Below are 13,992 nucleotides of genomic sequence, written 5' to 3' on the forward strand. Positions count from 1 at the left end.
GCACCCCGGCAGAACAGACAGCCATGGACGCCGCACTCGCCGCTGCCCTGGCCGGTCCCCGTGGCGCCAACCCTCTGGTGGGAGCGGTCATCCTCAGCCCGGAGGGCGAGCAACTGGCAACCGGTTATCACCGGGGAGCCGGAACGGCCCATGCCGAAGCGGACGCGATTTCCGAGGCCCACAAGAAGGGCGTCGACACCGTGGGAACCACCATGGTTGTCACCTTGGAGCCCTGCAACCATGTAGGCCGCACCGGACCTTGTGCCCAGGCGATCATTGCCGCCGGAATCGCGAAGGTGATCTACGCCGTCGATGATCCGCATGACCCCGCCGCGGGTGGCGCCCGAACCCTCCGATCCGCAGGGGTGGAGGTCCTTTCCGGGCTGGCCTTGGACCAGGCCTTTGACTTGAACCGGGACTGGTTCGACGCCGTTGCCGCCAAGCGTCCGTTTGTCACCTTGCACATCGCCCAGACGCTGGACAGCCGCATAGCGGCCGCCGACGGCACCAGCCAATGGATCTCCAGTCCGGAGTCGCTGGCCGACAACCATGGGCTGCGGGGACTCATCGACGCCATCCTGGTGGGTACAGGCACGGTCCTGATTGACAACCCGCGGCTCACTGCCAGGGACGCGGACGGAGAACTTTCCCACCGGCAACCGCTGCGCGCCGTGATGGGTTTACGGGATGTGCCCGAAGACGCCTCGGTACGCGGCACTGACGGCAGGTTCGTGCACCTGCCCACGAGGGATCCTTCAGAGGCTTTACGCATGTTGTTCGACCAAGGTGTCCGGCACGTCATGGTCGAGGGCGGCTCGTCGATTCTGAGTACATTCCTCCAGGCGCACCTGGTGGACGAGCTGATCGTCTACCTGGCTCCCACCTTGTTGGGATCAGGGACCCCCGCATTGAATGACCTGGGCATCACCACCTTGGCTGACGCCCAGCGGTGGTCCTGGGATGACGCCGGCGGCGGAGCTGTCCGGACGCTCGGCGAGGACCTTCGCCTGCACCTCAGATCACCAAGGGGCAGTGCGGGCAATGCCGGGAATGTGGTTCAAAACAAGAATTTGGTTTCGCGCAGTGAAGCTGCGGAACATCTCACAGGAGGACACTGATGTTTACGGGAATTGTTGCCGAACAAGGCACTGTGCTGGGTATTGAGCGTGACGGAGATGTCAGCGCCACCTTGCGCTTGAAAGCGCCTACAACCACTGCAGGTTTGGCCTTGGGTGGGTCCATCGCAGTGAATGGCGTATGCCTGACTGCCACGCAGATCGACGGCCAGGACTTCAGCGTCGACGTCATGGGCGAAACCCTCATCCGTACCACCATCGGCGGACTGGAAGCCGGGGACGCAGTCAACCTCGAACGCTGTGTGCCGGCGGGCGGACGCCTGGACGGCCATGTAGTCCAGGGCCACGTCGACGGCGTAGGAGAGTTGCTGGAGCGCGAAGCCCTGGGTAATTGGGACCGCCTGCGCTTCGGGGTGCCGGCCCCGCTGGCGCGCTACATCGCCGAGAAGGGCTCGATCGCCGTCGACGGTGTCTCGCTGACCGTCACGGCAGTCAGTCCTGCCGCTGAGCAGGCCCCCTGGTTTGAAGTCGGGCTTATCCCCACCACGCTGGATGAGACCGGGCTGGGCGCCAAGCCCGTTGGCGGCCGGGTCAACCTTGAAGTGGACGTGCTGGCAAAATACACCGAACGTCTTCTGTCTTTCGCACCGCAGGCAGGGAACGCACCATGAGCGCCCCCACCCGGAATTCGCCGGCAGGATCGCCCCGGACCGGACTGGATCCGGTGGAAGCAGCCATTGAAGCCATGGCTGCCGGCAGGGCCGTGATCGTGGTAGACAACGAGGACCGCGAGAACGAAGGCGACATTATTTTTGCCGCCCAGCACGCCACGCCCGCCCTCATGGGGTGGACCATCCGCTATTCATCCGGCGTTATCTGTGTCCCCTTGGACGGCGAACGGGCGGACGCCCTCCTGCTGCCGCCAATGGTGGAAATCAATGAGGACGCCAAGGGGACGGCGTACACCGTTTCCTGCGACGCAGCGATCGGCGTCAGTACAGGTATTTCGGCGACGGACAGGGCTTTGACCGCCCGGATCCTGGCAGATCCGAGCAGCAGCCCGGCGTCCCTCACCCGTCCCGGGCATATTTTCCCGCTGCGCGCGGTTAACGGGGGAGTGCGTGAACGTCCAGGTCACACGGAAGCTGCCGTGGACCTGTGTCGTCTTGCCGGGCTCGCCCCGGTGGGTGTGATCGCAGAGTTGGTACATGACGATGGTGAAATGATGCGCTTGGACAGCCTGCGCGACTTCGCCGCCAACCATGGATGCCCCCTCATCTCCATTGAGGACCTGGTGTCTTATGTTGAGACGGTAGAGTCCCAGGCGGCACGTATTTCACAGGAGGACGAGGAGAAGCGATGACCGCATCGACCACGCACAGCAGCGACCATTCCGGACAGGCGCCGCACCCCGTCAGTGGTGGGCCGATCGTGCAATTGCCCACGGCATTTGGTGAGTTCGTGGCACAGGCATGGACAGACCTTGAGACGGGCCACGAGCACCTTGCCGTGAGTTCCCCGAACCCGCCTAAGGGCGGCCGTGCACCGTTGGTACGGCTCCATTCCGAATGCCTGACCGGTGACGTATTTGGTTCTTACCGTTGCGACTGCGGAGAACAACTGGCCTTTGCCCTGGAGCTCATCCACGCAGAGGGCGGAACCTTGCTCTACCTGCGCGGCCAAGAGGGGCGGGGAATCGGGCTGGCCAACAAGATCAAGGCTTATGCCCTGCAGGAAGCCGGTTTTGACACCGTGGAGGCCAACGAACAGCTGGGCCTGCCCGTGGATGCACGCTCCTACACTGCGGCGGGCCAGATCCTGGCGGAGATGGGACTGCACGAGGTCAGGTTGCTGAGCAACAACCCGGACAAGCAAAACCGTCTTGCCCAGGCCGGAGTCACCGTTGTGGAGATGGTGCCCACCGAGGTTCCCTCCCGCGAACAGAACCTCCGGTACCTGCAGACCAAGAAAGACCGGATGGACCACCTGCTGGCGCTCAACGTTGAGCCGGTCAGCAACGGCAAGACACCTTCGAACCAAACCTTTGACAGCACCCAAGACTGAACGGACTTCACGAAAATATGAGCGGACACGGCGCGCCCACTATTGACCTCACCACCCTCAACCCTGAGGAAACCTCGCAGCTCAAGCTCGCCATCGTGGCGGCAAGCTGGCACACCCAAATCATGGACGGACTGGTTGATGGCGCACTGCGCGCCGCAAAGGAAGCCGGGATCGCCGATCCCGTACTCCTGCGGGTGCCGGGCAGCTTCGAGCTTCCCGTGGCAGCTGCCAAACTTGCGCCGCACTTTGATGCAGTGGTGGCTCTTGGTGTGGTCATCCGCGGCGGGACGCCGCACTTTGACTACGTCTGCCAGGCCGCGACGTCGGGACTGACCGACGTCAGTGTCCGCACCGGCGTGCCGGTTGGCTTCGGGGTCCTCACCTGCGATACCGAGCAGCAGGGGCTGGACCGCGCTGGCCTGCCCGGTTCAAAGGAAGACAAGGGCCACGAGGCAGTGACCGCAGCCCTCGCCACTGCCGTGACCTTGAAGCAGTACAGCTAGGGGCATCGCGTATGGAGGGGATGTGGGTGTGTCTTCACTCACATCCCCTTCGTCATGCAACGCCCCAACAAGCAGTGTCAGCCCCGGAGCAAGTAGTCTGGAGGGCGTGAAGAATTTCGAGACGCTGTTCGCAGAACTGAGTGAGAAAGCAGCGACCCGCCCGGCAGGTTCGCGCACGGTTGCCGAACTGGACTCCGGAATCCACGGCATCGGCAAGAAAGTGGTCGAAGAGGCCGCCGAAGTCTGGATGGCCGCGGAGTACGAATCCGACGAAGCCGCCGCTGAGGAAATCTCCCAGCTGCTTTACCACCTGCAGGTCCTCATGCTCGCCAAGGGCCTCACGCTGGAGGACGTTTACAAGCATCTCTAGCCACGCCACTCCGGCGTACTTCCGCGGAGTCCCCACGCGTGGCCAAGGTGCCTGAAACCTCCCTTCAAACAAGAAAGTCTCCCCATGCTCCGTGTAGCAGTTCCCAATAAGGGATCCCTGTCCGAAGCCGCCTCGGCCATGCTGTCCGAGGCCGGTTACCGCCAGCGCCGCGACACCCGCGAACTGGTGATGGTGGACCCCGATAACGACATCGAGTTCTTCTTCCTCCGCCCGCGCGACATTGCTGTCTATGTAGGTCAGGGAACGCTGGATGTTGGCATTACCGGCCGGGACCTCCTGCTCGACGCCAAGGTCGAAGCCGAAGAAATCCTTCCCCTGGGCTTTGCCCCGTCAACCTTCCGTTTTGCAGGTCCGGTGGGTGACTTTGCCGGCGTCGAACAGCTTGAAGGCAAGCGTCTTGCCACCAGCTATGACGGACTCCTGCGCGACTACCTCGCCGGGCGCGGGGTCAATGCCACCGTGGTTCGCCTTGATGGTGCCGTGGAGTCTTCCGTCCGGCTGGGCGTGGCAGACGCCATTGCCGACGTCGTTGAAACCGGAAACACGCTCAAGGCCGCCGGAATGGAGATCTTTGGTGATCCCATCCTGAAGTCGGAGGCCGTGCTCATCCGCCGCTCCGGTTCAGGTGGAGCAGCCAACGGAACCGTCAAGGAAATCGACATCCTCATCCGCCGGCTCCAAGGTGTCCTGGTTGCCCGCCAGTACGTGCTGATGGACTACGACATCCGCAAGGACCTCGTGGAAGACGCCGCTGCGCTGACTCCCGGCCTGGAATCGCCCACCGTGTCACCTTTGCGTGACTCGGAGTGGGTTGCTGTGCGGTCCATGGTTCCCAAGAAGGAAACCAACCGCATCATGGACGAGCTTTACGACCTCGGCGCGCGTGCCATCCTGGTCAGCAGCATCCACGCCTGCCGCATCTGACCCGCGGTAACAGCAAGCCCAGAAAGATTGAGGAGCAGCACATGGCTGTAGCCGTCAGAGTCATACCGTGCCTTGATGTCGACGCAGGCCGCGTCGTCAAGGGCGTCAACTTCGAAGGCCTCCGCGATGCCGGTGATCCGGTGGAACTTGCCCACCGCTACGACAACGGCGGGGCCGATGAGCTGACATTCCTGGACGTCACAGCCTCATCCGGCAACCGGGAAACCACCTTTGACGTCGTCAGACGAACGGCAGAGGAAGTCTTCATCCCCTTGACCGTGGGCGGCGGCGTCCGTGGTGTTGCCGAGGTGGACAAGCTCCTGCGCTTCGGTGCGGACAAGGCATCCATCAATACCGCAGCAGTCGCGCGGCCCGGGGTCATCGACGAAATCACCCGCCACTTCGGCTCTCAGGTCCTGGTGCTCTCCGTGGATGCGCGCCGCACCCGCGAAGGTGACGTCCCGACGTCGTCCGGTTTTGAAGTCACCACCCACGGTGGCCGCACTGGAACCGGAATCGACGCCATCGCCTGGGCCAAGGAAGCAGCGGACCGGGGTGTGGGGGAAATCCTGCTCAACTCCATCGATGCCGACGGCACCAAGGACGGCTTCGACCTTGAACTGATACGTCTGGTCCGTGCCGCGGTGAACATCCCGATTATTGCTTCAGGTGGCGCGGGGGAGCCGGCACATTTCCCGCCGGCCGTCGAAGCCGGGGCTGACGCCGTGCTGGCGGCCTCGGTGTTCCACTTCGGGCCGGACGACATGATCGCCCAAGTCAAAACGGCGATCCGGCACGCTGGTTTCGAGGTCCGCTAGCGCCAGGATTAAACAGAAATGGAGAGTCACTGTGAAAGTGACTCTCCATTTCTTTGTTAAAACAAGTGGATCGTTAGAGTCCGATGTCGGCAGACTGCAACAGTGCGACGGCGTCCGGCTGGCCTTCGAAGGTCACCAGGGCCTGGCTGGTGCGGCCATGGGCGTGCATGAGCAGCTCGCCCGGTTCGCCGACGATGGCAACCGAGACGGGGGCCCGCTTTGCCACATGCCGCGGGCCAGTAGGCCGAACCAGTACGATGCCGAGGTCCACTCCGCGGTACAAGAAGGCGGCCCGTTTGATGAGGTCGTCCCAGAGGGCATCGGAATAGGCTTCGTCCAGGGCCCGTGGCGCCCAACGATCGCCGGCGCGGCGGATGTCCTCGGTGTGGACAAAGTACTCAATGAGGTTGGACGTCTCGTCCAAAGCCTTGATCTTCAAGGGAGAGAGGGCCGGGGGCCCGCCTCGGAACGTCTTGATGAGTTCCGCATAGGCCTCAGGGCTCTTGAGCTTTGCTGCCAGTTTGGAGGTGGCTTTCTCGGAGGCCTTGCCCAGGCTTGGAATCAGCAGGCCCAGGCCTACCGCAATTTTCCGTTCGCGCAGATATAAATGCGCAGCAAGATCCCGGGTCTGCCACCCCTCGCAGAGCGTGGGGGAGTCAGGTCCGGCCGCCAGCAGGGTTTCGGCCAGTACTTCTCGGGAAGGATCGACGAAATGCATCACTTGTGAAACTAGCACGATCAGAGCGCTCTTGCGCAGAGGAACCGCCGCAGAATCCGGCTCCCGCCAAAGGCACTAGACTTGATCTGATGTCAGAGCAGTCCGCCCCCAGCCCAACTCCTGCCGTGGAGCCCTCAAGCGACTCCGCCAGCCCCCTGCCGCAGGAGATCGCCACCGCCCTGAAACGGGATTCTTCCGGGCTCGTAGCCGCGATCGTGCAGCAGCATGACACCAACGAGGTCCTCATGCTTGGCTGGATGGACGACGAAGCCCTGCACCGCACCATGACCACAGGTCGCGTGACGTTCTACTCACGTTCACGCCAGGAGTACTGGCGCAAGGGCGACACCTCCGGACACGTACAGTTCGTGAAGTCTGTTGCCCTTGACTGCGACGGCGATGCCCTCCTGATCCGCGTGGACCAGATCGGCGCAGCCTGCCACACCGGAACCCGGACCTGCTTCGATGGTCGCGACTTCACAGTTGTTACGGGTCACCGCGACTAAGGCACCCACTACATTCCACTGAAGCACCACCTCAGATAAAGGCGGAGAAAATAGCCATGCAGGACCTTGGAATCATCAGCCCGGGCCTGGAAGAGTTCCGCGAACTCGCCGTCCACAGCCGTGTCATTCCTGTTCGCCTCAAGGTCTTGGCAGACGCCGAGACCCCCATTGGCCTGTACCGGAAGCTGGCCAAAGGGCAACCCGGAACCTTCCTCCTGGAATCCGCGGCAGTCGGCGGCGCCTGGTCGCGCTACTCCTTCATTGGATCGAAGTCCCGCGCCACCCTGACAACCAAAGACGGCCAGGCGCATTGGATTGGCGAGCCCCCTGTTGGTGTTCCAGTGTCGGGCAACCCCGTAGAAGCGGTGCGGGATACCATTGCTGCGCTGCAGACGGACCGCTTTGAGGGACTGCCCCCGTTCACCTCCGGTCTGGTGGGCTTCCTCGGTTGGGAAGCTGTCCGCCACTGGGAGCGCCTGACTTCCCCGCCCGAGGACGACCTGCAGCTTCCCGAGATGGCCCTGAACCTGGTCACCGACATGGCTGTCCACGACAACATGGACGGCACTGTCCTCCTGATCGCCAACGCCATCAACTTTGATGACAGCTCCGAGCGCGTGGACGACGCGTGGCACGATGCCGTTGCCCGTGTGCAGGCACTGCTGGAGCAGATCAGCACACCCGTCTCCCAGCCGGTTTCAGTGCTGGAAACTGCGGCCCTGGACTTTGCTTCCAGCGTGCAGGAACGCTGGGACGAGGCCAGGTACCTGGAGGCGATCGACCGCGGCAAGGAAGCCATTGTTGACGGCGAAGTGTTCCAGGTGGTGATTTCCCGCCGTTTCGAGATGGAGTGCGCGGCGGACCCGTTGGACGTTTACCGCGTCCTGCGCAACACCAACCCGAGCCCATACATGTACCTCTTCAGCTTGGAAGATGCAGACGGACGCGAGTACTCGATTGTGGGGTCCTCGCCGGAAGCTTTGGTCACCGTGACCGGCCAGGAAGTCATTACGCACCCCATCGCCGGGTCGCGCCCGCGTGGCAAGACCATGGAGGCGGACAAGGCGTTGGCGGCAGAGCTGTTGGCTGACCAGAAGGAGCGCGCCGAGCACCTGATGCTGGTGGATCTTTCGCGCAATGACCTCTCCAAGGTTTGTGTGGCCGGCACCGTGGACGTCACGCAGTTCATGGAAGTGGAGCGGTTCAGCCACATCATGCACCTGGTCTCCACAGTGGTGGGCGAATTGGCCCCGCAGGCCAAGGCTTACGACGTCCTGAAGGCAACATTCCCGGCCGGCACCCTGTCCGGAGCCCCCAAGCCGCGTGCACTGCGGCTGCTTGACGAACTCGAACCACACAGGCGCGGGATCTACGGCGGCGTAGTGGGCTACCTCGACTTCGCCGGGGACATGGACATGGCCATCGCCATCCGGTCCGCGCTGCTCCGCGAGGGCCGTGCGTACGTCCAGGCAGGCGGCGGAATCGTGGCCGATTCCCACAAGCCTTCCGAGGCTTTGGAAACGGTCAACAAAGCCGCAGCGCCCCTGCGTGCCGTACACACCGCCGGATCCCTGCACAACGTTTCAACTGAAGCGGCAGGAAATACAGACGTCCCGGACGACGGGACTTCGGCCTCATGAGCACTGAATCCCCGTCTGCCCTCAAGCGGCCTCCGCGCTGGGCGCGTAAGTCCACTTTGGTCCTGGCCACCACGATCCTTGCCCTTGCAGTCTTCGGGGCCACAACGCAGACCTGGATCGAAGTGCGGCTGGATCCCACGGGAGCCTCCAACAGCGATCTCCACGTCCAGGGGAGCAAAGCCGCAACAGCAGTCACGGCGCTGGCCGTGGTTGCCCTGGCCGGCGGCCTGGCCGCCTCCATTGCGGGAAGAATCGCGCGCTGGATCATCGCCGTCCTCATCGTCCTGTCAGCGGCCGGGATCATTCTTGCCGCGATCACCGTTCTGATGGATCCGTTGGGTGCCTCCCAAGGTGCCATTGCGGCTGCAACAGGTGTTTCCGGCGGCCAGGCCGATGCAGCCGCCACCGCCTTCCCTGTGGTGGCGATTGTTGCCGGCGCCCTGCTGGCCCTTTGCGCTGTTGCCTTAGCGCTGGCCGGCCGCCATTGGACCTCGCGAACCAAGTACGACGCCGGCGCACGGAGCCGGAAGAGCAGCAATGAACCGGTGGACGAGATTGACAGTTGGGACAGCCTGTCGCGCGGTGAGGACCCTACGTAGGCAGCCATAGGGGGCTTGCGGGCAGGTGGGGCGCAACAAATCCCCACGCGCCCGTCCTGACGTCGGGCGATGTCCCGGACGCCGCCAATAAATGGCAGAATGTAAGCAGTATTCATCCTGAGGAGATTTCACATGAGCAAAACCACAGTGTCCACGAACCAAGCTGAATCCACCATGGCCAGCCACGCTGACGCCATCGGCCACGGAAACAGCCCGGCTGCTTGGACCTGCGTACTCGTGATGCTGGTCGGTGCCTTGATTTCCTCCATCGCGTTCGTCATTGCCAGCACCCCGATCTTCGTTGGCGGGCTGGTAGTCATGGTCATCGGCCTGATCGTTGGCTTTGTCATGCGCAAGGCGGGCTACGGAGTTGGTGGCAGCAAGCTGCAGAACAACGGCCACTAATCGTGACCGTTCTTGATGACATCATTGTTGGCGTCAAGGAGGAGATGGAGGCGCGCAAGCGCCTCGTATCCCTGGCGGAGTTGAAGGACCGGGCAGCGGTGGCTGCTCCGGCCCTCGATGCCTGGGCTGCCTTGGGTGGGCCTGCATCGGTCCGCAACGACCTCAAAGTCATCGCGGAAATCAAGCGCCGCAGCCCCTCCAAGGGCGATCTCGCGCCTATTGCCGATCCCGCTTCCCTCGCGGTTCAGTACGCCGACGGCGGAGCTTCCGTCATCAGTGTCCTGACCGAACAGCGCCGCTTCGGTGGCTCGCTTGCTGACTTGGATGCGGTCCGCGCCGCCGTCGAGATTCCCTTGCTCCGCAAGGACTTCACGGTGGACGAGTACCAGATCTGGGAAGCCCGCGCCCACGGAGCGGACCTCATCCTGCTGATTGTCGCGGCGTTGTCCGACACCGAGTTGGCGGAGTTCAGCGCACTGAGCCACGAGCTTGGCATGAACGTACTGGTGGAGACCCACACGGAGGAAGAGATCGAACGTGCCGTGGCGGCAAACGCCCGGATCATCGGCATCAACGTACGCAACCTCAAGACGCTCGACGTCGACCGTTCGGTTTTCGGGTCCCTGGCCGGTTTGATTCCGGCTGAGTCGGTCATCGTCGCCGAGTCCGGGGTCCGGGGCGCCGATGACGTCTCGCATTACGCGGCCGGTGGTGCCAACGCCATCCTGGTGGGGGAGGCGCTGGTCAGCGATTCGACCCCGCGTGAACGCATTACTGAATTCAAGGCAGCTGGAGCTGCCGCCATCGCCGTCAGGAACTGAGGCAGTCACTGAATCACGGCGAACAGCCGCAAGGCAGCCCGGGCTGAAGCCCGCGGCTGCCTTGTGGCACGTGGAACTACCCAATGAACTAACTGGAACAGGACGGTGAGACTGATGGTCGACGCGCCAACAGCCGGCTCAGAAGAGAATGCGGCCGACGCATTCCTGCAAGGTGGCCCTTCGCTGCGCAACGCCTCCGGGCCCTACTTCGGCAACTACGGCGGACGCTGGATGCCGGAGTCCCTCATCGCCGCCCTTGACGAAGTCCAGGACACGTTTGAGAAGGCAAAGGCTGACCCCGATTTCATCGCGCAGCTCAAGGACCTCAACAAGAATTACTCCGGCAGGCCTTCCTTGCTTACCGAGGCCAAGCGCTTCTCGGAGCACGCCGGAGGGGCCCGCATCTTCCTCAAGCGCGAAGACCTGAACCACACCGGGTCCCACAAGATCAACAACGTCCTGGGCCAGGCCCTCCTTGCCAAGCGCATGGGTAAGACCCGTGTGATCGCCGAGACCGGAGCGGGACAGCACGGCGTTGCCAGTGCCACTGCTGCGGCCCTGCTGGGCCTTGAGTGCGTGGTGTACATGGGTGCCGAGGATTGCCGGCGCCAGGCGTTGAACGTGGCCCGCATGCAGTTGCTCGGTGCCACTGTGGTGCCGGTCACCAACGGCTCCCAGACCCTCAAGGACGCCATTAACGATGCCCTGCGCGACTGGGTTTCGAATGTGGAGCACACGCACTACCTTCTTGGCACCGCAGCTGGAGCCCACCCGTTCCCGGCAATGGTCCGCTACTTCCACGAGGTCATCGGCGAAGAAGCCCGCAGCCAGATCCTGGAGCAGGCGGGCAAGCTCCCGGACGCCATTGCTGCATGTATTGGCGGTGGCTCGAACGCCATCGGCCTGTTCCACGCCTTCCTTGATGACGCCTCGGTGAAGATCTACGGATTCGAAGCCGGCGGCGAAGGGGTCGAAACCGGCCGCCACGCTGCTGCCATCTCCTTGGGTCGGCCCGGTGTGCTGCACGGTGCACGTTCGTACCTCATGCAGGACGAAGACGGCCAAACGATCGAATCCCACTCCATCTCCGCAGGCCTGGACTACCCCAGCGTGGGTCCGGAGCACTCTTACCTGGCCGATATTGGCCGCGTCACCTACGAGGCTGTCACGGATACCGAGGCCATGGACGCCTTCAGCCTCCTGTGCCGGACCGAGGGCATCATTCCCGCCATCGAGTCCTCGCACGCCCTGGCTGGTGCCATCAAGATCGGCCACCGCCTGACTGAAGGCAAGGACAACCCTTCCGACGTCACGGTGATCGTCAACCTCTCCGGCCGTGGAGACAAGGACGTGGAGACTGCCGCTGCCTGGTTCAACATGTTGGATGAGGAAGGGCACGTCAAGGGCACCACCTTGTCCACGCGCAAGCCCAAGGGCCCCACCGAGCGCACGTCCGAAGCAGCCGTGGATGTCAACGAGGACCAGAACTGATGACTGAAGAATTCGCCAGCAAATCCGCTGCCGCCATCGATCGTGCCAAGGCTGAAGGCCGCGCCGCCCTGGTGGGCTACCTCCCCGCGGGGTACCCCACGGTCCAGGAGAGCATCGAGGCCGGAATCGCCTTGGCCCGGAACGGTGCCGACCTGATCGAAATCGGCATCCCGTACTCCGATCCGGTAATGGACGGCCCGGTCATCCAGGCTGCCACCACCGAGGCGATCGCCAATGGCTTCCGTGTCAGCAACGTTTTCGACGTCGTTGCCGGCATCACCGCCGCCACCGATGCAGCCGTTCTGGTCATGACCTACTGGAACCCAGTCATGCGCATGGGCGTCGATGAATTCTCCCGCCGCCTGGCCGAAGCCGGGGGAGCGGGGCTTATTACCCCGGACCTGGTGCCTGACGAGGCCCACGAGTGGTTCGAGGCCTCGGACAAGTACGGCTTGGACCGGGTGTTCCTCGTGGCACCGTCATCCACCCCGGAGCGGCTGGACATGACCGTCAAGGCGAGCCGTGGATTCGTCTACGCCGTCTCGATCATGGGCGTCACCGGAACGCGCACCTCTGTCAGCAGCAGTGCCGAGGACGTGGTGTCCCGCGCCCATGCTGCCGGAGCCGAGCGTGTGTGCGTCGGTTTGGGTGTGTCCAACCCGGACCATGTCCGCGAAATCGCCGCCTACGCTGACGGCGTGATCGTAGGAACCGCCCTGGTGGCGGCCCTTCGCGATGGCGGCGTTGACGCCGTCGGGCAACTCACCAAGAATCTCAGCGCCGGCCTGGGCCGCGCAGCTGCAGAAGCCTAGAAAAAGGAAACAGCGAAGCGAATGCAGACCGTCCTCCACGCTGCGGCAATGGTCCCCATGAGTATCCCGAGCCCGTCGTGGTCCGGTTTCGACATTCCGCTGCCGTGGGGGACGCTGCGTATCCACGCATACGCCCTCTGCATCCTGGCGGGCATCATCGTTGGCTTGTGGCTGACGTCCGCCCGGTGGAAGCGCCGCGGCGCCCCCGAAGGCAGCCTGTGGGACATTGCCATCTGGGCAATTCCCTTCGGCATCATCGGCGGTCGCCTCTACCACGTGTTCTCCTCACCTGATGCCTACTTCGGTCCGGGCTTTGACGGCACCGGCGACCTCTCGCTGATTCCGCAGATACAGCGCGGTGGACTGGGCATTTGGGGTGCCGTGGTCCTGGGCGCAGTGGGTGCCTGGATTGGTTGCCGGAGGGCCGGCGTGAAGCTGACGGCCTTCCTGGATGCAGCGGCCCCTGGCCTGCTGCTGGCACAGGCAATCGGCCGTTTGGGAAACTGGTTCAACCAGGAACTTTTCGGCGCCCCCACCACCCTTCCCTGGGGGCTGGAGATTGATCCCGCCAACGCCAACTTCCCGCCGGACATGGCTGCCGGCACGCTGTTCCACCCCACGTTCCTCTACGAAATGCTGTGGAACCTGGCCGGCGTCGCCATCTTGTTGCTCCTGGACAGGAAGTTCAACTTCCGGTGGGGACGCCTCTTCTGGCTCTACGCCATGTACTACACCCTCGGCCGTGTCTGGATTGAGGCATTGCGGATCGATGATGCCGAGCAGATTAACCTTTTCGGGATTACCACCCGGCTCAATGTGTGGACCAGCATCTTTGTGTTCATTGCCGCCCTTGCCATCTTCCTGGTTCTTGGCCGGAAGGGACGCCCTGTACCGGATACCCCGTATTTGCCGGGGCGCGAGCCGGATGAGACCAAGGAAAAGGAGCCGGCGTCGGTGACGAGCGTCACCAGTCATGATGTGGACGCATCTGTCTCAGATACTGGTTCGCGTGGTAATCTCCCAGATAACCAAAGCGATTCGGGCCACGTTGACGAGCCGCAGGAAACAGCAGGGGACGCGAGCAAGGACACCAAGTCCGGCACGGGTTCCGTATCTGCTGCCACTGCCGCAAGGAAGGCCCCCGGATCCACACCGAACGCAGACGACACCAAGTAGTCGCGTTCGGTAAAGGGGCAACAGAGTCACCGCTCGTAGGGCCCAGTC

Annotated in this window: 17 protein-coding genes; 16 read left to right on the forward strand and 1 reads right to left on the reverse strand. The window is 63.3% G+C overall.

The annotated features are described in order from the left end of the window. The first annotated feature begins 23 nt into the window (after positions 1-23). From ribD to hisF, 8 genes are all read left to right on the forward strand, one after another. The gene (gene ribD, locus LDN85_RS09250) at positions 24-1,118 is read left to right on the forward strand and encodes a bifunctional diaminohydroxyphosphoribosylaminopyrimidine deaminase/5-amino-6-(5-phosphoribosylamino)uracil reductase RibD (RefSeq protein ID WP_051421485.1); all 1,095 of its coding nucleotides are present in this window, start codon (positions 24-26) and stop codon (positions 1,116-1,118) included. Beyond that, entirely contained in the window at positions 1,118-1,747 is a 630-nt protein-coding gene (locus tag LDN85_RS09255) for a riboflavin synthase (protein ID WP_026546615.1), read from the forward strand. The genes ribD and LDN85_RS09255 overlap by 1 nt, the downstream gene beginning before the upstream one ends. After that, positions 1,744-2,439: a 3,4-dihydroxy-2-butanone-4-phosphate synthase gene (gene ribB / locus LDN85_RS09260; protein WP_026540354.1), complete on the forward strand. Its 696-nt coding sequence runs from the start codon at positions 1,744-1,746 to the stop codon at positions 2,437-2,439. Before LDN85_RS09255 ends, ribB begins: the two co-directional genes overlap by 4 nt. Next, the gene (gene ribA, locus LDN85_RS09265; RefSeq protein WP_026540355.1) at positions 2,436-3,140 is read left to right on the forward strand and encodes a GTP cyclohydrolase II; all 705 of its coding nucleotides are present in this window, start codon (positions 2,436-2,438) and stop codon (positions 3,138-3,140) included. The genes ribB and ribA overlap by 4 nt, the downstream gene beginning before the upstream one ends. 17 nt (positions 3,141-3,157) lie before the next feature. Further along, positions 3,158-3,643, forward strand: a complete 486-nt coding sequence (gene ribH / locus LDN85_RS09270; protein ID WP_026540356.1) for a 6,7-dimethyl-8-ribityllumazine synthase — start codon at positions 3,158-3,160, stop codon at positions 3,641-3,643. Positions 3,644-3,749: 106 nt separating this feature from the next. Continuing rightward, positions 3,750-4,013 (forward strand): phosphoribosyl-ATP diphosphatase, encoded by a 264-nt coding sequence (locus LDN85_RS09275; RefSeq protein WP_024820576.1) that lies wholly within the window; start codon positions 3,750-3,752, stop codon positions 4,011-4,013. An 84-nt stretch (positions 4,014-4,097) separates the two neighbouring features. Continuing rightward, complete coding sequence (hisG, locus tag LDN85_RS09280) at positions 4,098-4,958, forward strand: ATP phosphoribosyltransferase (protein WP_026540357.1); 861 nt, start codon at positions 4,098-4,100, stop codon at positions 4,956-4,958. Positions 4,959-4,999: 41 nt separating this feature from the next. Further along, the gene (gene hisF, locus LDN85_RS09285; protein WP_026540358.1) at positions 5,000-5,776 is read left to right on the forward strand and encodes an imidazole glycerol phosphate synthase subunit HisF; all 777 of its coding nucleotides are present in this window, start codon (positions 5,000-5,002) and stop codon (positions 5,774-5,776) included. A gap of 73 nt (positions 5,777-5,849) precedes the next feature. Here the strand turns inward: hisF and LDN85_RS09290 are convergent, their stop codons facing one another. Further along, positions 5,850-6,494, reverse strand: a complete 645-nt coding sequence (locus tag LDN85_RS09290) for a TIGR03085 family metal-binding protein (protein WP_026540359.1) — start codon at positions 6,492-6,494, stop codon at positions 5,850-5,852. Between the two features lie 89 nt (positions 6,495-6,583). Between LDN85_RS09290 and hisI the strand changes: the two genes are divergently transcribed. From hisI to lgt, 8 genes are all read left to right on the forward strand, one after another. Beyond that, the gene (gene hisI / locus LDN85_RS09295; RefSeq protein ID WP_026540360.1) at positions 6,584-7,000 is read left to right on the forward strand and encodes a phosphoribosyl-AMP cyclohydrolase; all 417 of its coding nucleotides are present in this window, start codon (positions 6,584-6,586) and stop codon (positions 6,998-7,000) included. 56 nt (positions 7,001-7,056) lie between these two features. After that, on the forward strand, positions 7,057-8,640 hold the full coding sequence (locus tag LDN85_RS09300) for an anthranilate synthase component I (protein WP_026540361.1): 1,584 nt from the start codon (positions 7,057-7,059) through the stop codon (positions 8,638-8,640). Then, entirely contained in the window at positions 8,637-9,239 is a 603-nt protein-coding gene (locus LDN85_RS09305; RefSeq protein ID WP_026540362.1) for a Trp biosynthesis-associated membrane protein, read from the forward strand. The genes LDN85_RS09300 and LDN85_RS09305 overlap by 4 nt, the downstream gene beginning before the upstream one ends. Positions 9,240-9,371: 132 nt before the next feature. Beyond that, positions 9,372-9,644 (forward strand): HGxxPAAW family protein, encoded by a 273-nt coding sequence (locus tag LDN85_RS09310; RefSeq protein WP_026540363.1) that lies wholly within the window; start codon positions 9,372-9,374, stop codon positions 9,642-9,644. 2 nt (positions 9,645-9,646) lie between these two features. Continuing rightward, positions 9,647-10,465, forward strand: a complete 819-nt coding sequence (gene trpC, locus LDN85_RS09315; protein WP_223945181.1) for an indole-3-glycerol phosphate synthase TrpC — start codon at positions 9,647-9,649, stop codon at positions 10,463-10,465. A gap of 114 nt (positions 10,466-10,579) precedes the next feature. Next, the gene (gene trpB, locus LDN85_RS09320; protein WP_223945182.1) at positions 10,580-11,956 is read left to right on the forward strand and encodes a tryptophan synthase subunit beta; all 1,377 of its coding nucleotides are present in this window, start codon (positions 10,580-10,582) and stop codon (positions 11,954-11,956) included. After that, positions 11,956-12,768: a tryptophan synthase subunit alpha gene (gene trpA / locus LDN85_RS09325; protein ID WP_035760616.1), complete on the forward strand. Its 813-nt coding sequence runs from the start codon at positions 11,956-11,958 to the stop codon at positions 12,766-12,768. The genes trpB and trpA overlap by 1 nt, the downstream gene beginning before the upstream one ends. Positions 12,769-12,789: 21 nt before the next feature. Beyond that, positions 12,790-13,944, forward strand: a complete 1,155-nt coding sequence (gene lgt, locus LDN85_RS09330; RefSeq protein WP_026546622.1) for a prolipoprotein diacylglyceryl transferase — start codon at positions 12,790-12,792, stop codon at positions 13,942-13,944. Positions 13,945-13,992 lie beyond the last annotated feature (48 nt).

The organism is Arthrobacter sp. StoSoilB20, assembly GCF_019977295.1.
GTDB lineage: Bacteria > Actinomycetota > Actinomycetes > Actinomycetales > Micrococcaceae > Arthrobacter > Arthrobacter nicotinovorans_A.

What these genes read in the sequence shown, in the direction of transcription:
- ribD (WP_051421485.1), top strand. Translation starts at nt 24, where the DNA reads ATGGACGCCGCACTCGCCGCTGCCCTGGCCGGTCCCCGTGGCGCCAAC.
- LDN85_RS09255 (WP_026546615.1), top strand. Translation starts at nt 1,118, where the DNA reads ATGTTTACGGGAATTGTTGCCGAACAAGGCACTGTGCTGGGTATTGAG.
- ribB (WP_026540354.1), top strand. Translation starts at nt 1,744, where the DNA reads ATGAGCGCCCCCACCCGGAATTCGCCGGCAGGATCGCCCCGGACCGGA.
- ribA (WP_026540355.1), top strand. Translation starts at nt 2,436, where the DNA reads ATGACCGCATCGACCACGCACAGCAGCGACCATTCCGGACAGGCGCCG.
- ribH (WP_026540356.1), top strand. Translation starts at nt 3,158, where the DNA reads ATGAGCGGACACGGCGCGCCCACTATTGACCTCACCACCCTCAACCCT.
- hisG (WP_026540357.1), top strand. Translation starts at nt 4,098, where the DNA reads ATGCTCCGTGTAGCAGTTCCCAATAAGGGATCCCTGTCCGAAGCCGCC.
- hisF (WP_026540358.1), top strand. Translation starts at nt 5,000, where the DNA reads ATGGCTGTAGCCGTCAGAGTCATACCGTGCCTTGATGTCGACGCAGGC.
- LDN85_RS09290 (WP_026540359.1), bottom strand. Translation starts at nt 6,494, where the DNA reads ATGCATTTCGTCGATCCTTCCCGAGAAGTACTGGCCGAAACCCTGCTG.
- hisI (WP_026540360.1), top strand. Translation starts at nt 6,584, where the DNA reads ATGTCAGAGCAGTCCGCCCCCAGCCCAACTCCTGCCGTGGAGCCCTCA.
- LDN85_RS09300 (WP_026540361.1), top strand. Translation starts at nt 7,057, where the DNA reads ATGCAGGACCTTGGAATCATCAGCCCGGGCCTGGAAGAGTTCCGCGAA.
- LDN85_RS09305 (WP_026540362.1), top strand. Translation starts at nt 8,637, where the DNA reads ATGAGCACTGAATCCCCGTCTGCCCTCAAGCGGCCTCCGCGCTGGGCG.
- LDN85_RS09310 (WP_026540363.1), top strand. Translation starts at nt 9,372, where the DNA reads ATGAGCAAAACCACAGTGTCCACGAACCAAGCTGAATCCACCATGGCC.
- trpB (WP_223945182.1), top strand. Translation starts at nt 10,580, where the DNA reads ATGGTCGACGCGCCAACAGCCGGCTCAGAAGAGAATGCGGCCGACGCA.
- trpA (WP_035760616.1), top strand. Translation starts at nt 11,956, where the DNA reads ATGACTGAAGAATTCGCCAGCAAATCCGCTGCCGCCATCGATCGTGCC.
- lgt (WP_026546622.1), top strand. Translation starts at nt 12,790, where the DNA reads ATGCAGACCGTCCTCCACGCTGCGGCAATGGTCCCCATGAGTATCCCG.